Origin of the sequence: Streptomyces sp. NPDC059564 (genome assembly GCF_042735575.1) — a bacterium.
Lineage (GTDB): Bacteria > Actinomycetota > Actinomycetes > Streptomycetales > Streptomycetaceae > Streptomyces.
Genome location: NZ_JBHWBP010000150.1, coordinates 1 through 17,186 on the forward strand (window position 1 = coordinate 1; position 17,186 = coordinate 17,186).

General features: G+C 74.1%; 12 protein-coding genes and 2 tRNA genes. 7 read left to right on the forward strand and 7 right to left on the reverse strand.

All coding sequences use genetic code 11. The features are described 5' to 3' along the window. Positions 1-81 precede the first annotated feature (81 nt). From ACFV0Q_RS23710 to ACFV0Q_RS23730, 5 genes are all read left to right on the forward strand, one after another. Positions 82-1,656: a hypothetical protein gene (locus ACFV0Q_RS23710; RefSeq protein WP_385008328.1), complete on the forward strand. Its 1,575-nt coding sequence runs from the start codon at positions 82-84 to the stop codon at positions 1,654-1,656. Further along, on the forward strand, positions 1,653-2,984 hold the full coding sequence (locus ACFV0Q_RS23715) for an AAA domain-containing protein (protein WP_385008329.1): 1,332 nt from the start codon (positions 1,653-1,655) through the stop codon (positions 2,982-2,984). Before ACFV0Q_RS23710 ends, ACFV0Q_RS23715 begins: the two co-directional genes overlap by 4 nt. Before the next feature lie 89 nt (positions 2,985-3,073). Further along, a complete protein-coding gene (locus ACFV0Q_RS23720; protein ID WP_385008330.1) occupies positions 3,074-3,421 on the forward strand; it encodes a hypothetical protein in 348 nt (115 codons plus the stop codon). Between the two features lie 183 nt (positions 3,422-3,604). Next, positions 3,605-4,201 (forward strand): bifunctional DNA primase/polymerase, encoded by a 597-nt coding sequence (locus tag ACFV0Q_RS23725; RefSeq protein WP_385008331.1) that lies wholly within the window; start codon positions 3,605-3,607, stop codon positions 4,199-4,201. Beyond that, a tRNA-Lys gene (locus ACFV0Q_RS23730) sits at positions 4,192-4,265 on the forward strand. The genes ACFV0Q_RS23725 and ACFV0Q_RS23730 overlap by 10 nt, the downstream gene beginning before the upstream one ends. A gap of 70 nt (positions 4,266-4,335) precedes the next feature. Here ACFV0Q_RS23730 and ACFV0Q_RS23735 read toward each other — a convergent pair. Then, positions 4,336-5,574: a M6 family metalloprotease domain-containing protein gene (locus ACFV0Q_RS23735; RefSeq protein WP_385008332.1), complete on the reverse strand. Its 1,239-nt coding sequence runs from the start codon at positions 5,572-5,574 to the stop codon at positions 4,336-4,338. A 368-nt stretch (positions 5,575-5,942) separates the two neighbouring features. Between ACFV0Q_RS23735 and ACFV0Q_RS23740 the strand changes: the two genes are divergently transcribed. Then, complete coding sequence (locus tag ACFV0Q_RS23740) at positions 5,943-7,775, forward strand: putative bifunctional diguanylate cyclase/phosphodiesterase (protein WP_385008333.1); 1,833 nt, start codon at positions 5,943-5,945, stop codon at positions 7,773-7,775. Between the two features lie 43 nt (positions 7,776-7,818). Here the strand turns inward: ACFV0Q_RS23740 and ACFV0Q_RS23745 are convergent, their stop codons facing one another. Together ACFV0Q_RS23745 and ACFV0Q_RS23750 are read right to left on the reverse strand one after the other, a co-directional pair. Further along, a complete protein-coding gene (locus tag ACFV0Q_RS23745; protein WP_385008335.1) occupies positions 7,819-9,516 on the reverse strand; it encodes a glycosyl hydrolase family 18 protein in 1,698 nt (565 codons plus the stop codon). Between the two features lie 254 nt (positions 9,517-9,770). Then, positions 9,771-10,934 carry an LLM class flavin-dependent oxidoreductase gene (locus tag ACFV0Q_RS23750; RefSeq protein WP_385008337.1) on the reverse strand — a complete coding sequence of 388 codons (1,164 nt, stop codon included), beginning with the start codon at positions 10,932-10,934 and terminating at the stop codon, positions 9,771-9,773. A gap of 259 nt (positions 10,935-11,193) precedes the next feature. On the opposite strand from ACFV0Q_RS23750, the gene ACFV0Q_RS23755 reads away from it, so the two are divergent. Beyond that, positions 11,194-11,952 carry an IclR family transcriptional regulator gene (locus ACFV0Q_RS23755; RefSeq protein ID WP_385008339.1) on the forward strand — a complete coding sequence of 253 codons (759 nt, stop codon included), beginning with the start codon at positions 11,194-11,196 and terminating at the stop codon, positions 11,950-11,952. A gap of 75 nt (positions 11,953-12,027) precedes the next feature. On the opposite strand, the gene ACFV0Q_RS23760 is transcribed toward ACFV0Q_RS23755, so the two are convergent. The 4 genes from ACFV0Q_RS23760 to ACFV0Q_RS23775 all read right to left on the reverse strand — a co-directional run. Beyond that, positions 12,028-12,101, reverse strand: a tRNA-Lys gene (locus ACFV0Q_RS23760). 72 nt (positions 12,102-12,173) lie between these two features. Next, the gene (locus ACFV0Q_RS23765) at positions 12,174-13,874 is read right to left on the reverse strand and encodes an AMP-binding protein (protein ID WP_385008341.1); all 1,701 of its coding nucleotides are present in this window, start codon (positions 13,872-13,874) and stop codon (positions 12,174-12,176) included. Positions 13,875-13,900: 26 nt separating this feature from the next. After that, positions 13,901-14,518, reverse strand: coding sequence for a lytic polysaccharide monooxygenase (locus tag ACFV0Q_RS23770; RefSeq protein ID WP_385008342.1), 618 nt, complete (start codon positions 14,516-14,518; stop codon positions 13,901-13,903). Positions 14,519-14,762: 244 nt separating this feature from the next. Next, a partial coding sequence (locus ACFV0Q_RS23775) for an SPFH domain-containing protein (RefSeq protein WP_385008343.1) occupies positions 14,763-17,186 on the reverse strand: 2,424 nt, incomplete at its 5' end.

A 17,186-nucleotide genomic window follows, 5' to 3' on the forward strand; every position in this document is an offset into this window, starting at 1 on the left:
GCGCCGGGCGGCCCGGCTGCGCGCCGAGGCGCTGGAGCTCGCCGCCGCCCGACCCCCGCACCCCGCCCGGGAGAGCCCCGCATGCCCCTGCTGAACACCCTGGCCCGGCTGGAGGCGGTCCGCGCGGGCCGCGCCCGTCCGCTCGCGACCGTGCGGCACCGCCATCTCGGCGAACGCCCGCTGGTCCTCGTACCGCTGACCACGGCCGGCGAGGCGGGGGCTCCGCTCGGCGCGATGGTGGGCACCGACCCGGACGATCCGCGGATCCTGGTGGTCCCGCAGCCCCGCGACCGGGACCTGCGCTGGACGTTCCTGGCCGGTCTGGCCGAGCAGGTGATGCCGTACCTCGACGCGTACGCGGACGTCGTCGAGCCGGCCGAGCGCACCGAGACCGATCCGGAGACCGGCAAGAAGGCCAAGGTCGAGACCGAACTGTGCGTGGACGCCCCGCAGATCGTCGTGCCCAGCCGGGCGGGCGTCGAGTACGTACGGCTGCTGGGCCGCTCGATGCGGTTCCGGCGGACCGCCGAGGAGGACCCGGAGAACCCCTACCCGGCGCCCGCGCGGGTGCCGCTGCTGGGCCGCTGGTTCACGCACCTCGCCGAGCGCTCCCGCGTCCCCGGCTCCTCGATGCTACTCAGCGCCACCGAGCTGCTCGCCCGGCACTGGGCCACCGGCCAGAGCAACCTGGAGGACCAGCACCTCGGCTCGCTGCTCGGCTGGATAGCACCGCCCGCGGGCGTCTCGGGTGCCGAGCGGGCGCTGCGGGTGGAGCTCGGGCGGGACGCGGACGGCCAGTTGCTCTTCCCCCCGTCCGGCCCTGCCACCGACCCGGCCTTCGACAACCGGCTGCTGGCCCCGGCCATCGCGCGGTTCGACGCGGCCCGGTCGGCGGCCCCGCCCGACGGCGACGCGCGCGTACGGGAGGCCGAGCGGGAGGTCCGGCGGCTGGTCGCCGCCCAGATGGAGCCCGCCTGGCGGCAGACCTGGGAGGCGCTCGCCCTGCTGCGGACCCTGCCGCCGGGCGAGCGCACCGAGGAGCGCTGGACCCGCGACCGGTGGTCCTTCACCGGGCACCGGGACCGGGTCCGGGCGGGCGAACCGCCGCAGCCGCGCCGCGACGACGCGGTGACGGCGGCGCAGAAGCTGGCCACGCGGGAGACCGAGCAGGTGCGGCTCGACGCGCAGGAGGCGCTGGACGACCCGCTCGTCATGGCCGGCCGGCGGCTCGCGGGCGAGGCCTTCGCCGGTGAGGTCACCGAGGTGGTGATGGAGTGGACGGACGGCAAGCGGCCCCGCCCGCGCCCGCTGCTGACGGTGGCCACCGAGGACCGGCCCCAGCTCGCCGACGAGGGCGGCGGGAAGGTGTTCCGTTCGCTGGACGGGCGCCAGCAGGCCTTCGCGTTCGTGCGCCACGAGGAGGACGGGCAGCTGGTGCTGCGCGTGCTCGACAAGATGGGCACGGGCCGGGAGCCGGTGGCGGGTTCGGTGCCGGAGAAGGGCGACCGGGTCTGCTGGACGCTGTTCGAGCACGACGCCCGGGGCGGCCCCAAGCTGCCCGATCCGGAGCACACCCCGTGGACGCACGGCGGGCCCCCGGCCCACCTGAGCGCCCTGCCGCTGCCCGACTCCGTGACCGACGAGGACCTGATGTGACGACCTTCGACCCGGGCGCGGCCGCCGCCCAGGCGACCGCCGCCATCCTGCACGACACCCTGCACGGCACCGAGCGGGGCGTGGTGGTGGACTCCCCGCCCGGGGCCGGGAAGTCGACGCTGGTGGTGCGGGCGGCCCGGGAACTGGCCGCGGCCGGACGCCGGCTGATGGTGGTCGCGCAGACCAACGCGCAGGTCGACGACCTGGTGCTGCGGCTCGCCGGGAAGGATCCGGAGCTGAAGGTCGGCCGGCTGCACAGCAGCGACGGCGACGCCTACGACCCCGCGCTGCGGGAGCTGCCCTCGGTCACCCTGTCGGCGAAGCCCTCGGACCTCGCGGAGCTGCCGGTCACCATCTCCACGGCCGCGAAGTGGGCGTACGTGAAGGACGCGGAGCCCTGGGAGCACGCCATCGTCGACGAGGCGTACCAGATGCGCTCCGACGCGCTGCTGGCGGTGGCCGGGCTGTTCGACCGGGCGCTGTTCGTCGGCGACCCGGGGCAGCTGGACCCGTTCAGCGTGGTGGGCGCGGAGCAGTGGGCGGGCCTGTCCTACGACCCTTCGGCGTCGGCGGTGTCCACCCTGCTGGCGCACAACCCGCAGCTGCCGCAGCACCGGCTGCCGGTGTCGTGGCGGCTCCCGGCGACGGCCGCGCCGCTGGTCTCGCGCGCCTTCTACCCGTACTCGCGGTTCCGCAGCGGTACGGGCCCCGGCGAGCGGAGGCTCTCGTACGGGATCGCGGGCGACGGCTCGGGCCCCGACCGGGTGCTGGACGAGGCCGCCGAGTCGGGCTGGGGCCTGCTGGAGCTGCCCGCGCGGCACACCCCGCGCACGGATCCGGAGGCGGTGCGGGCGGTGGCGCTGGTGGTCCGGCGGGCGCTGGACCGGGGCGCGGTGACCGCCGACGAGCAGTCCCCGGGGCCGTCGCCGCTGACGGCCGGCCGGATCGCCGTCGGCACCGCCCACCGCGACCAGGCCGCCGCCGTCCGCACGGCCCTGGCGGCGCTGGGCGTCACCGGGGTCACCGTGGACACCGCGAACCGGCTCCAGGGCCGCGAGTACGACCTCACGGTGATCCTGCACCCGCTGTCGGGCCGCCCCGACGCGACGGCGTTCCACCTGGAGACCGGCCGGCTGTGCGTGCTGGCCTCCCGGCACCGGCACGCCTGCGTGGTGGTGGCCCGGGCGGGCATAGCGGAACTCCTGGACGACCACCCGTCGACGGAGCCGGTCCAGCTGGGCGTCACGGTGAAGTTCCCCGACGGCTGGGAGGCGAACCACTCGGTCCTCGCCCACCTCGCGGAACACCGCGTGACCTGGCGCCCGTAGTCCGTCGCGGCCTCGCGCCGGGCGCTCTTGCGCGACGCTGGACAATGGAGGGTGGCCCGGAGGATTTCGTACGCAGCAGGAGGACACGCATGGCAGAGCCCGAGCGGACCGAGCGGAGGCTGCGGCCCGCGCCGCTGCTCTTCGAGCCCTCGGAGGCCGCCACGGACCCGGAGCACTTCTTCGACCTGGAATCCATCGAGGACCCGCGCGAGCTGCTGGCCCGGGCCACCGAGCTGACCCTGGCCTTCCGGGCCGCGCAGGACAGAGCGGTGGAGTTCCAGGCACTGGCGGCGGCCCAGCTCGCGGACCCGCGCCGCTTCGACCGCCTCTCGCCGCAGGCCATCGCGGAGGCCGCCGAGTGGACCGAGGACTACGCGCGCAAGATGATCGAGTTCGGTGAGGACCTCCAGCGCGGCACGGGCCCCGACGCCGACTGACCCCGCCCGGCCGCACCACCGCGGGACCGGTCCCGCTCCGCACGGCGCCGCACGGGCTCCGCGCCTCCGCGCGCGGAGCCCTCTGGCATATGCGCGGCGCAACATACCCCAAGGGCGCCCGCCGTGTCCCGGTTTTCGGTAACTCCCGGGAACGGGAAGGCTACGGGCGGTAGACATTGGCATATGACGACCCTGACGACGGCCGCCGGCTGCCCCGCCCTCGACGGCCTCGACGCACGCACCGCGCCCGCCACCCAGGTCACCCCGCAGGGCGCCGCCTGGCTGGCCTCCGCTTCCGCCCACCCGCGGAGCACCCTCGCGGCCTGGCAGGCCCGGCCGGCCTCGCCCGCCGTCCTGCCCTGCGGGACCGCGTTCGACGTCGTCAACGTTCCGCTCGTACTGGGCCGCCGGATGCTCGACCTGCTCTGGGAGCAGGGGCCCGGCTCGGGTCCGGCCGCCGTGCACCGCGGCCGGATGCTGCTCTTCGCCGCCCCCGGGACCGCCCAGCGGCTGCCGGCCCTGCTCGCCTGGGAGGAGTGGAGCCCGGCCGCGGCGGCCCCGCTGTGCCACGGCCACGGGGACGCCGTCACCGTGCCCCCGCTGGCCGCCGACGCCCCCGGGCCCTCGCGCTGGCTGGTGGCCCCCGACGCCCGGCTGCCCTGGCTGCCCGGTCCGGACTGCCTGCTCTGGGCGTTCCTGCACGCCGCCCGCGGCCCGGTATCGATTTTTCCTTCGGCCGGACCTGATGCTAATGTCTACGACGTCAGCAGGCGCCGCTAGCTCAGTTGGTTAGAGCAGCTGACTCTTAATCAGCGGGTCCGGGGTTCGAGTCCCTGGCGGCGCACAGACGGAAGAAGGCCCCCACTCCTCGGAGTGGGGGCCTTCTTCGTCGCGGTCCCACCGTCGTCACGGCGTCACGTCGTGATCTTCACCGTGTACGCGCCGGACTGTGTGCGGTCCGCCACTTCGATCGTGATCCGCTCCCCCGGCACCGTGAAGGTCTCCCCGACCTCCAGCGGGGCGTCCGCCAGCGGCGGGTACACCGAGCGGTCCCAGCAGGCCTCCGTCCGCGGGTGCCCGTCCAGCACCTCGATCGGGCCGCCGCCCGAGGCCGCCTCGTTGCGGACCCGGTAGACCAGGACGCCCTCGCTGCAGGTGTCCCCGTCGTTGCCGGACGAGCCCCGGGCCTCGACGGCGATGGCGCTGCCCGGACCGGTACGGATCACCGCGAGCCGGGTCCCGCCCGTGCCGCCGCGCGGCGGGGCCTGCGAGAGCGGCTGGAGGGTGTGCAGGGAGGTGCCGGAGCGCACGCAGTCCACCTGGGACGGGTCCAGCCAGCCCAGCTTCCACTTGTGCCAGCCGAAGAGGTCCGGGGCCATGCCGAACTGGCTGCCCATGACGTCCCAGTCGCCGACGAAGGTGTCCCAGTCGCCCTTGCCGTCCGAGGGCCGGTGGTAGAGGTCGGGCAGGTCGAAGACGTGCCCGGTCTCGTGGGCCAGCACGTTGCGGTCCGGCGGGTGCTGCTCGAAGACGGTCACGATGCGCCGCAGTTCCGCGCCGTCGGCCCGGATGGGACGGTCGAAGTTCACGACCTTCGTGGCGTCGGAGTCCACCCCGGGTGCGTTCGGGTCGGCGACGAAGTACACGACGTCGTACGCGCTGAAGTCCACCTCGGGATCGGCGGCGGCGACCGCGTCCCGCAGGTACGCCGCCCGGTTCTCGGGGGCCCAGTCGCGCTGTATCCCGTACGCGGTCGACGGGCGGGGCATCCGGATCCAGCGCTCCTGCGGGTGCGGGGTCAGCCGGAAGCGGCCGTAGGAGGCCCGCTCGAAGAACTCGCTGGTCGCCGGGAAGTAGTCGGAGGTCAGGTCGGCGGGGGCCACGGCGGGCTGGTGGTCGGGGAAGGAGAGGAAGACCAGTACCGCGTGGAGCGAGCGCTCCGGCTTGGGGTAGGCGCGGTTCCAGCTGTCCAGGCCGAGGGAGTGGTGGGCGGCCGTACGGGTGAGCGCGCAGGGTCCGCCCGTACGGGAATCGGCCACCGCGGGACCGGCGACGAGCGAGATGGCGGCCAGTGCCGTCAGCGAAGTGAGCGCCGCCGCGGTGCTGCGGATGCGGGAGCGGTCCACTCCCCCGGGTGTCTGCTGTCGCGGCACATCGACCTCCGGTGGTGGATTCGTACCCTCCCGTCCACCTTGAGGCGATTGTCTTACTAATGCCCTGTTCCGCTGCCCCAGCCGAGTGAGCACTACGTCAAGTCGGTGACCCGCCGCCTTGACGCCCCCGCCTACAGAACGTCACGACCGATCACGGGAGATCAGTCACGGCCCTCGTGTGCTCACAGGCGCGCAGAAACGATCGCGCGGTCCGTCGCCGACGCTCCGTCAGCACCCCGTCAGCAGCGCGTCATCATGCCGACGGACCGCGCCCCACACGGCGACGCCGCTGGATAGGGCCTCCCGGCAGCCTCTATGATCGGCACACTTTCCTGCACGGACACTCACGAACACTGCGGGAGCCAAGGGTGAGCGGAACCTCAGAAGGAACCGGTTCGGCGGCCGACAGCATCCGATCGGCCCTTACGGAGCGTCACCCAGCGGTGCCGGCCCCGGCGCGCGACTACCGGGCCGCCTTCGACGCGGCGCCCCTCGCGATGGCCCTCGTCGGCCGTGACGGCGAGGTCATCGCCGCCAACCGGGCCCTCGCCGCACTGCTGGGCGCCGAACCGCACGCCCTCGCCGGGCAGCGCGCCGCCGACCTGGTGGACCTGTCGGCGGAGGCCCGTACCTGGCAGGCGTACCAGGAGGTGCTGCGCGGACGGCAGGCGCGGCTGCGCTGCACGCGCCGCCTCAAGCACCCCGACGGGCACTCCCTGTGGACCGAGGTCACCCTGGGGCCGGTGACCGGCACCCAGGACGTCCTGCTGTCCGTCGCCGACATCAGCGACCGGCGCGACCTCCAGGCCCGGCTGCGGCACCTCCAGATGCACGACCCCGTGACCCGGCTGCCCAACCGGGCCCTGTTCTTCGAGCGGCTCTCCGCCGCCCTGGAGGCATCGGCGTACGGGGAGAGCGGCACGGGCCGGATCGGCCTGTGCTACCTGGACCTCGACGGGTTCAAGGCCGTCAACGACACCCTGGGCCACCGGGTCGGCGACCGGCTGCTGACCGCCGTGGCGGCCCGGCTGACACAGTGCGCCGACCAGTGCGGGTACGGGCGAACCGGCGGACACCTCGTCGCCCGGCTCGGCGGCGACGAGTTCGCGCTGCTGGTCGAGGACTCCACCGGCACCGAGCAGCTCACGGAGCTGGCGCGGAGCGTACTGGCCGCCGTACAGGAGCCCTTCGACCTGGCCGGGCAGCGGCTGTCGGTGTCCGCGTCGATCGGGGTCGTCGAACGGGACGCGGCCGGCACCTCGGCGACGGGGCTGATGCAGGCGGCGGACACCACCCTGTACTGGGCGAAGGCCGACGGCAAGGCCCGCTGGACCCTGTTCGACCCCGAGCGCAACGCGCACCGCATGACCCGGCAGGCGCTGTCCTCGACCCTGCGGCCGGCCGTCGAACGGGGCGAGTTCGAGCTGGAGTACCAGCCGCTGGTGGACCTGGAGAGCGGGGCCGTGCGCGGGGTGGAGGCCCTGGTCCGCTGGAAACACCCGCAGTTCGGGACGCTTACGCCGAATCGGTTCATCGGCATCGCCGAAGAGGACGGCTCCATCGTCCAGTTGGGCCAGTGGGTGCTGCGCACCGCCTGTCGCCAGGCCCGGCGCTGGCAGATCGAGCAGCCCACCGACGCGCCGGTGTTCGTCTCCGTGAACGTGGCGGTGCGCCAGGTGTGGGACTCCGACCTCGTCGGCGACGTCGCGGAGATCCTCGCCGAGACCGGGCTCGCCCCGCAGCTGCTCCAGCTGGAGCTGACGGAGTCGGCGGTGATGGGCTCCGCCGGACGGCCGCTCCAGGCCCTCCAGGCGCTGAGCGACATGGGGGTGCGGATCGCGATCGACGACTTCGGCACCGGGTACTCGAACCTCGCCTACCTCAGCCGGCTCCCCGTGTCGGTGCTGAAGCTGGACGGCTCCTTCGTACGCGGCTTCCGCTACGAGGAGGGCACCCACCCCAACCCGGCCGACGAGACCATCGTGGAGGCCCTGGTCCAGCTCGCGCACCGGCTGGGCCTGACGGTCACCGCCGAGTGCGTGGAGACCGCCGGCCAGGCCGCCCGGCTGCGCCGCGTCGGCTGCGACACCGGCCAGGGCTGGCTCTACTCCCGGGCGGTGTCCCCGGACGCGATCGCCACGATGATCAGCCGGCAGGCCGCCTCACGCGCGGACGGGCCCGCCCCGCACCCCCTCGTGTGAGGGGGGCGGGGCGGGCCTGCGCTCGGCGCGGGGTGGGGGGAGATCAGCAGGCGCCGAGGTCCTTCCAGACACCCCATTCACCCGTGGTGCCCGGCGTCTCGTTCTGCGTCCACCACTGGGCCTGCCACTTGTGGCCGTTGTACGAGACCTGGCTGCCGCCGGTGTAGACGGTGCCGGCGACGTACGCCGGGACCGAACCGCATCCGGCGGGCGGCGGGGTCGTCGGCGGCGTCGTGGGCGGGGTGGTCGGAGGCGTGGTGGGAGGCGTCGTGGGCGGGGTGGTCGGCGGCTGCGTCGTGCCGCCGAGGGCGTCCGAGATCTGGTTCAGCAGGGTGGTCTTGTCGTCCAGGCCGAGCAGGGAGTACATCATCGCGCCGGCCAGGCCGCGCTGCTTGCCGTAGTCGACCCGGGCCTGCACCGACTTCTGGTTCAGGCCGGTGAAGAACTCGCCGTCCTTGTAGAAGTACGAGGCCTTGGCCTGGTCGTCCCAGAAGGTGGCCGCCGGGTTGTCGACGATCCCGCCGAGCTCCTTGTAGTTGGCGATGCCGGCCTGCTGGCTGGTCGGCCGGGCGCCGGAGGGACCGGTGGCGCTCTGCGCGAGGCCGTTGGCCGACCCGGCGGGGACGCCCTTCCAGCCGCGGTAGTAGAACTCGTAGCCCAGGGTCAGCTTGTTGGCGGGGAAGCCGCCGGTGATCCCGTAGGCCGGGTTGCCGTCGATCCAGGAGTCGATGGCGTTGTCGATGCTGTACTTCTGCGTGCCCGGGGCGATCGGGTCGGTCGGGTCGCCGGCCGGGGAGTACAGCGGGGACTGGTGGTACGTCGGGCCGTCGCCGTCCCAGGCGCCGTGCATGTCGTACGTCATGATGTTCGCGTAGTCGAGGTACGCGCCGATCTTGTCCGTCTCGATGTACTTGATCTTGTCCTGGCCGGCCGGGAGGGCCGAGGTCAGCAGGTACTTCTTGCCGCCGTTGGCCTGGCCGTACGCGTCGAGCTGCTCGCGGAACTCCTTGAGCAGGAGCGTGAAGTTCTGCTTGTCCTCGGGGGCGTAGTGATTGCCGAGGTGGCCGCCGGAGGAGCCGGGGTACTCCCAGTCGATGTCGATGCCGTCGAAGATCCCGGCGGCGCTGCCCGGGCCGCCGTAGCCGCCGTCGACCGGCAGGTTGCCCTTGATGTACTGGTCGATGCAGGAGGAGACCAGCTTCTTGCGGGAGGCGTCGGTCTTCGCCGCGTCGCTGAAGTACTTCGAGTACGTCCAGCCGCCGATCGAAATGTTGATCTTCAGGTGGGGGTACTTGGCCTTCAGCTGCTTGAACTGGTTGAAGACGCCCACGATCGGCTGGTCCCACTTGTCGGCGACACCGCTGACGCTGTCGGCCGCGCCGAAGGACTTCTGGTAGTCGGCGTACGAATCGCCCGCGCCGTCACCGGCGTTGGGGTTGTTGTCGTCCCCCGCCGCCTTGTTCGCCTCGAAACAGGTGAGGTTGGTGGGGTGGATGTTGCCGAACGAGTAGTTGATGACGTCCAGCTTGCCCGCTATGCCCCGAGTGTCGAGGTGCTTGGGGTAGAACGCGCTGCCGTACACGCTCCACTGGTCGTAGTAGGCGATCTTCACGCCGCCGGCGCTCGCCGTGGCGGAGCTGTCGGCGGCCTGGGCGGTGCCCAGTCCCGCGAAGGTGGCCAGCGCTCCGGCTGCCAGCGCGGCCGTGGCGGCGGCCGCGATGAGGGGTTTACGGATGTGCATGAACTGCCTCCGGGGGGTGGGAGGGGAGAGCATCAGCTTCAGGTGAGAGAAGTGATAGCGATCACCCCGCGCCCCCGTCAATGGTTTGGACCAAAGAAGGACTAGACCACTGAGCGGCCAAATCCCCTCGTCAGAGAGGTGAGCGCCCATCAAAAACCGCCCGCCACCCCGGGTGACGAGCGGTTTAAGGATGTCTTAGGTCATGCTCCGGCAAGGTTTCGGCAACAAACCAGCCAAACCCCGTTCTCCTGCGCTCAAGCCGGAGTCGACCCCTCCGTCGGCATCCCGTACGCATCTGCGACGAGCCCGTACGAGCGGACCCGGGCGGCTCCGCCGTGGGCGTTGGCGGTCAGCATCAGCTCGTCGGCGCCCGTCCGCTTCACCAGGGCGTCGAGTCCCGACCGGACCTCGTCGGGGGTGCCGTGGGCGATGTTCGCCAGCCAGCCGTCGACGAACTCCCGCTCCAGCGGCGTGTAGGGGTACGCGGCCGCCTCCTCGGGCGTCGGGACCAGCCCGGGCCGGCCGCTGCGCAGCCGGAGCATCGACAGGGCGCCGGTGAGCACCTGCGCGCGGGCCTCCTCCTCGGTGTCGGCGGCGAGCGCCGAGACCCCGATGAGGGCGTACGGGGCGTCCAGTACGGCGGAGGGCCGGAAGCTCTGGCGGTAGAGGTCGAGGGCGGGCAGGGTGCCGGCGGCCGAAAAGTGGTGGGCGTACGCGAACGGCAGGCCCAGCTCCCCCGCGAGGCGGGCGCTGAAGCCGGAGGAGCCGAGCAGCCAGACCGGCGGCCGTCCGGCGGGGCCCTGCACCGGGCCGGGCACGGCGTGGACGCGGGCGTACGGGTGCCCGTCGGGGAAGTCGTCGTCGAGGAAGCGGGTCAGCTCCGCGAGCTGGCGGGGGAACCCGTCCGCGGCCTCGTCCAGCCGCCCGGTCCCGCGCAGCGCGGCCGCCGTACGGGGGTCGGTGCCGGGCGCGCGGCCCAGCCCGAGGTCGACCCGGCCGGGGGCGAGGGCCTCCAGGGTGCCGAACTGCTCGGCCACGGCCAGCGGGGCGTGGTTGGGGAGCATGACCCCGCCGGAGCCGAGCCGGATCCGGGAGGTGTGGGCGGCGAGGTGGGCCAGGATCACGGCCGGGGAGGAACTGGCGACCCCGGGCATGGAGTGGTGCTCGGCGACCCAGTGGCGGTGGTAGCCGCGGGATTCCGCGAGCCGGGAGATCTCCACGCTGGTGCGCAGGGAGGCGTGCGCGGTGCTGCCGCTGCCGACGGTGACCAGGTCGAGCACCGAGAGCGGCACCGGCGCCGTGCCCCGGACGGTCCCGCGGACGGGATCGGCGCCGCGGACCGGATCGGCGCCGCCCGCCCCCTCGGGGCCCCGCTCCCCGCCGTCCGCGTGCCGGCCCGCATCCCCGGTGTCGCTCATCGTCGCTCCCGTCCCGTTCAGCTCGTGTCCGTACGAAGAATCCGTACGAAAAGTCCGTACGAAGAACTCGAACCGTGAGCGCGCTCCGGGCATTCCCGGCAGCGCGGCCCGCCTGTCATGCCCTTGGCATATGCCAGGCGAGTAGGTCCAGGCAGAGGGACTCGAATCAGCCATCAATCTCCCCAACAGACGCTCCACTTGGGCATCTTGATGGCTATCGTGAGAGGGCAAGCGGTAACAAACCTGGTAGGGGGAGACCGTGGCGCTGAAGCCCGAGCCGACCGCGCCGTTCCACTCGGTGCAGTACGCCCTGCGCGTACTCGAAACGATCTCGCGGCACACCGGAGGTGTGACCGACGCCCAGATCGCGCGCGAAACGGGCCTGCCCTCGGCCCATCTCGCCCCGATGCTGCTCATGCTCCGCCGGGAGGGATACGTCCTCCAGGTCTCCGACGGCGCCTACGCCATAGGCGACTCCCTGGTGCTGCTCGGCTCCGGCGTCGACCGGCAGCAGGCGCTCCAGGAGAAGCTGCAGGACACCCTCGACCGGCTGCGGGATTCGGTCGGCGCGGCCGTGTACATCAGCCGCTACGTCGACGGCGAGGTCCGCATCACGCAGTTCGCGGACAGCCCGCGCACGCCGAAGGTGCACGAGTGGGTCGACTTCCGCTCGGCGGCGCACGCCAGCGCGGTCGGCAAGTGCCTGCTGACGCAGCTCGACCTGAACGGGCGGCGCGACCACCTGTCCCGGCACAAGATCGCCCGGCTCACCTCGAAGACGATCGTGAGCGAGCGGGTGCTCTTCAACAAGCTGGACAGCCAGCCGGCCACCGTGCCCGTGCTGGACCTCCAGGAGTACGCCGTGGGCACGGTCTGCGCGGCGGTTCCGATCACGGCGGGAGCGGCCGTGGGCTGCCTGGCCCTGTCGATGCCGGTCGAACACGCCCACCGGCTGCGGGCCGCCGCCGACGCGCTGAACCGGAAGGCCGCGCCGCTGCTGCTGTCACTCGCGCTGTGACGGTGGGTGAGGGCGCGCGACGGGGAAAACACTTCGGGCGGTTCCCGGTGAACCGGAAACCGCCCGAAGTACAGGTGCGCCGCCAGGGACTCGAACCCCGGACCCGCTGATTAAGAGTCAGCTGCTCTAACCAACTGAGCTAGCGGCGCCTGACAGAGAAAATACTACCTGCTCCGAGAGGGTGCTCAAAACCAATACCCGCAGGCGGGGGCGGGCAGCCCTCAGCGGTCCAGGAGGCCCCGGCGGCCCTGGGCCTCGTACGCCGCCAGGAGCGCGGCCAGGCCCTCGGCGTCGAGCGGGCGGTAGCCGGTGCCGGTGCGGTGCCAGACCGGGCCGGGGCAGCCGAAGCCGGCCCGGCGCAGGGCGACCCGGTGGACCTTGTTCGTGGCGGTGACGGGCATGGCGTCGAGGATCCGCAGGTAGCGCGGGGCCATCTTGGTACCGAGGTCCGGCTGCGCGGCGAGGAAGGCGGCGAAGGCGGCCGGGTCGAAGGCGGCGCCCTCGCGCAGGGCCAGGGCGGCCATGACCTGGTCCCCGGCGACCTCGTCCGGGACCGCGTACACGGCGACGGCGGCCGCGTCCTCCCAGCGGGCCAGGATGTTCTCGATCACGGCGGCGGCCAGGTTCTCGCTGTCGACCCGGAGCCGGTCGTCGGTGCGGCCCGCGAAGTAGAGGAAGCCCTCGGGGTCCCGGAAGAAGAGGTCGCCGGTCCAGTACCAGCCGTCGCGGGTGCGGGCGGCCTCGGCGTCCGGATTGCGCCAGTAGCCCTCGAAGAGGCTGCGGCCCCGGTTGACGAGTTCGCCGATGGCCTCGTCGCCGTTGAGCAGGCGGCCGTCCGCGTCCAGGAGGGCCGGCGGGCAGGCGCGGCCGGTCTCCGGGTCGATGACGGCGAGGTCGTCGCCCGCGCCGGCCCTCCCGAGCGCCCCCGGCGGGGTGTCGGCGGTGCGCTGGACCGAGGCGCCGCCCTCGGTGGCCCCGTAGCCCTCCACGAGGCGGACCCCGAAGCGCTCGGTGAAGCGGGCCGCGTCCACCGCCCCGGCCTCGGTGCCGAAGCCGAGGCGCAAGGTGTGCGCGCGGTCGTCGGGGCGGGGCCCGGTGGCCAGGAGGTACTGGACGGCCCGGCCGACGTAGGTGAAGTACGTCGCCCCGTAGGCCCGTACGTCGTCCAGGAAGGCGGAGGCGGAGAAGCGGCGGCGCAGGGCGACGGGGGCGCCGCCGCTGAGGGCGGGCAGCCAGTCGGCGATGACGGCGTTGCCGTGGAAGAGGGGCATGCAGATGTAGTGCACGTCGTCCGGGGTGACCGAGAACCGGCGGGCCAGGGAGTGGCCGGCGGCGGCGAGCCGGCCCTGGCTGCAGATGGCGGCCTTGGGGGCGCCGGTGGAGCCGGAGGTGAAGTAGAGGAGCAGCCGGCTGTCGGGGCCGGGCGGACGGACGGTCGCCTCGCCGGGCTCGGCGGCGGCGTAGGGGGCGAGGAGGGCCTCGTAGGACTCGGTCCCGGTCACGAGGATCCGTACGCCGGGCAGGTCGAGGCCGCGCAGCAGCGGGAGGTGGGCGGGCTCGGTGACCAGGATCCGGCAGTCGGTGTGCAGGATGTCGCGGGCCAGCTCGGGGCCGCGCCGGGTGGGGTTGATCCCGGCGACGGCGGCCCCCGCGAGGGCCGCCGCGCCGAGCCAGAAGGGGAACTCGGGGGTGTTGTCGAGCAGCACCCCCACGTGCGGCTCCGCCCCCGGCGGCAGCAGGTCGGCGAGGAGCGCGGCGCGGGCCGCGGCCTCCTGGGCGGTCCGGTGCCGGCTGAGCACGGTGGCTCCGGTGGGGCCGTCGGCCCCGTGCTTCAGTCCGGGCCGGTGGTCGCCCCATTGGCGCGCGATGAGCTCCGCGACGGTCCCGGGTGCGCCCGTGCCGGGCGCGGTCGTCGTCCGCATGCCGCCGGAGGTTAGCTGACGTAGCGTCAGAATTGAACGTCGGAGCAGGAGTAGAAGGCCATCGCGGTGTCGTTGACGGTCCAGACGGCGAGGATCATGTGCCGGCCGCTCTTGCCGCTCGGCATGGTGCCGCGGTGGATCGTGGTCATGTCCGGGCGGCCGCCGTTGTAGGGGACGACGAGGAAGGGCTGGGGGTCGAGCGAGGCCCGGGTCAGCGGCTTGGTGGGGTCCCAGCCGTTCTTGGTGACGTAGTACTTGAAGTCGGTCGTGGAGTGGTTCGCGGTGAACTGCCAGCGGAAGTCGAAGCTCTGGCCGGAGGTGACGCGGGTGGCGGGCCAGGTGGCGCCGCGCGGGTCGTCGAGCTGCGCGAACTCGCTGTGGCCGCCGGAACATATCTGGCCGTCGGCGGGGCCCGCGGCCGGGAAGCCCTTGTAGCCCTCGACGCTCTGGGGCTCCCACTGGATGGGGCCGCAGTCGGAGACGGCCTTGTTGGCGCAGAGCTTCTGGCGGCTGATGGGGGTGTCGGTGTAGCCGTGGCCGCTCGCGGTGGGGGCGCTCAGCAGGGTCACACCGGCGAGGAGGCCGAGGCCGAGGGCGGCGGCGCCGGCCCGTCCGGGCCGTGCGGGCATGCGGAAGAGACGCATGGTGCTCCTTGGACGTGGGGGGACGGACGGGGACGAGAGCCGGACGTGCGTGGGGACGGCTCTCTCGGGGGCGGCACGTACGTGGGTGATCCGGGTGATCTCAGGTCTAGACCAAGCCCCAAGTCACACAGTATTGACGGGAGTTGGCCATGTCTATACCAATGAGAAAACGGGTGGTCCGGTCGCTTCCGGCCACCCGTTCCCTGGTACGCGCGTTACTGGTTTCTTGCTGGACCTACTCGTCTTACTGGTCGCTGCGCCCGGTGTAGAAGGCGACGGTGAGGTCCTTGACCAGCGCCTTGCGCTCGTAGTCGTCGAGCTCGACGATCCCGCGCGAGGTGAGGCGGTGGACGGTGTCGTCGACGGCGTCGACGACGGAGGTCAGGACGGTGTCCCGGTGCTTGGCGTCGATCGCGGCGACCCGGCGGCGGCGCATCGCCTCCGCGACCTCCGGGGCGTACTCGATGCGGGTCGGCTGGGCCGAGAACACCTCGATGCCGACGGCCTCGGTCTCGGCCGCGAGCATCCGGGTCAGCGCGTCGCCGACGGCCTCGGCGTCGCGCAGGGTCGGGGCGTCCTCGTGGAAGGCGTCGGCGGGGAGCTGGGACAGCACCCGGGCCATGGCCGACTCGACCTGCTCGGCGAGGTAGTCGGTGTGGTCCTCGACGGCGAGGGTGGCCCGGGCGGTGTCCTTGACCTGCCAGACGACCTGGACGACCACCTGGAGGGCGAGGCCGCCGGAGTCCACGGCGGCCATGGGCTCGCTGCGCCAGTGGCGCAGCCGGACGTCCACGCGCTGGCGCAGCAGGAGGGGGCTGATCCAGGTGAGGCCGGTACGGCGGACCGTGCCGCGGTAGCGGCCGAAGAGGGTGAGCACCCAGGCGTGGCCGGCCTTGGCGCGGCCGAGCCCACCGAGTGCGAGGAGGGCGACGACGCCGAGGAAGGCGAGCGGGGGCCAGTGGGCGGCGCGGAGCCCCTGGTAGGTGCGGGGGGCCGCGCCGAACGCGGCCACCAGGGGGGCGGGGACGGCCCCGGCCCGCCACAGGACGGCCGCGCAGCCGGTGACGGCGAGGCCGCCGACGGCCACGGCGATCCAGCCGGGCAGCACCGGGCCGCGGTGCTCGCGGAGCCGGTCGTCGCCCCGGGGGACGCGGCGCCCCGCGGGCGGCCGTGCGGCCGGTGCCCGGCGGGCGGGGGGCTGGGGGCGCGGGGGCGCGGGGGCGGGCCGGGGGTGGGCGCGGAAGGGGAGGTGGACCGGGATTTCGGTGACGGCCGTGCCGCGTGGGGGGCGCAGGTGGGGGAGGTCCTGGGTGTCCGCCTCTTCCCTCGCGTCCATGCCGCGGGCGACGGCCTGGGCCACGATCTCGGCGACCCCGGGCCCGGGCACGCCGGTTCCCTGCGGGGCGTCGGCCTCCACCTCGGCCCGCGCGGCCGGCACCTCACCCCGCGCGGCGTCGACCCACCGCCCGGGCCGGGGCGGTTCCCCGACGGGGGCTGCGGGGGGCGGCTCGGGGGCGGCGGCCTTTGCGGGGGGCGCTTCGGGGGTGGCGTCGGCCGGGTGCGCGGCCCTTGCCGGGGCCGGCTCCGGGACGGTGTCGGCCGGGTGCGCGGCCCGGGGCAGGTGGGCGACCGGGTGGTCCGGGCCGGCGGGATGGGCGGCGTCCTGGTCGGAGCCGACCTGGTGGGCAGCGGCCCGCGCGTCGTGGTGCTGATCCCTTGCGGGGAGGGCCTCGGGAGCAGTGTCGACGGGGTACGCAGCCTGGGACACGGGGGCCGCGGGGTGGGCGGCGGTCCGTGCGTCGGGGTGCGACTCCATCGGCTCCGCCCCCGGGGCGGCGGCTCGGGCCGGGCCGCCCGCCGTCATCGGCGCGGCGTCCGCTCCCCAGCCGCCGCGGCCCACCGCGACGGGCTCGGGGTCGGCGGGGTGCGCCAGGTTCGGGCCGGCCGGACGGGCCGGGCGGACCATCGCCACGACGTCGGCCAGGTACTCCTGCCCTGCCGGGTGGGGCTCCGCTGTGGGGGCTGCCGCCCGGGCGGCGCGCGCCGGCTCACCGTCGCCGGGTCCGCCCACGGCCACCAGCCGGTGCTCTGCCCGGCCCGCCGACGCGGCTTCCGCCGGGCCTGCCGCCCAGACGGAACGCCCGGCCGGGTGCGCGGACCGCGCGGGGTCGGCACCCGGTTCCACCAGCTCGGCATCCGCGGCCCAGCCGGGGTGCCCGGCGGCCACCGGCTCGACGTCGCCGCCCCGGGCGGGGTGCGGCTCCGCCACGGGGGCCGTCGCCCAGGCGGCGCGACCGGTCACCGACGGCTCGGGGTCAGCCGGATGCCCGGGCCACGGGCTGTCGGCAGAGTGGCCGACGGCCATCGACCCGGCGTCCCGGGCGGGACGGTGCTCCGCCGCGGGGACGGCCGCCCAGGCGGCGCGGCCGACCGCCGGAGGGGCGGGCTCGGCCGGGTGCGCGAGCCGCGCGGGATCGGCGGGCGGCTCCCAGGTCTGGCGGAGCGCCGCCACCGGCTCGGGGATCTCCCGCTCCGCGTTGGCATGCCGGGCAGGGTGGGGTTCCGACGTAGGGGCGGCCGCCCAGGCGTCGGGACGGGGATCGGCGGCAGGAACGGGCGGCGCGGCGGGGGGTCCGAGACACATCGGTGCGGGGGCGGGCGGTTGCGG

Excerpts from the sequence above, each read along its gene's own strand:
- ACFV0Q_RS23720 (WP_385008330.1), top strand. The coding sequence starts at position 3,074 with ATGGCAGAGCCCGAGCGGACCGAGCGGAGGCTGCGGCCCGCGCCGCTG.
- ACFV0Q_RS23750 (WP_385008337.1), bottom strand. The coding sequence starts at position 10,934 with ATGAGCGACACCGGGGATGCGGGCCGGCACGCGGACGGCGGGGAGCGG.
- ACFV0Q_RS23765 (WP_385008341.1), bottom strand. The coding sequence starts at position 13,874 with ATGCGGACGACGACCGCGCCCGGCACGGGCGCACCCGGGACCGTCGCG.
- ACFV0Q_RS23725 (WP_385008331.1), top strand. The coding sequence starts at position 3,605 with ATGACGACCCTGACGACGGCCGCCGGCTGCCCCGCCCTCGACGGCCTC.
- ACFV0Q_RS23710 (WP_385008328.1), top strand. The coding sequence starts at position 82 with ATGCCCCTGCTGAACACCCTGGCCCGGCTGGAGGCGGTCCGCGCGGGC.
- ACFV0Q_RS23770 (WP_385008342.1), bottom strand. The coding sequence starts at position 14,518 with ATGCGTCTCTTCCGCATGCCCGCACGGCCCGGACGGGCCGGCGCCGCC.
- ACFV0Q_RS23745 (WP_385008335.1), bottom strand. The coding sequence starts at position 9,516 with ATGCACATCCGTAAACCCCTCATCGCGGCCGCCGCCACGGCCGCGCTG.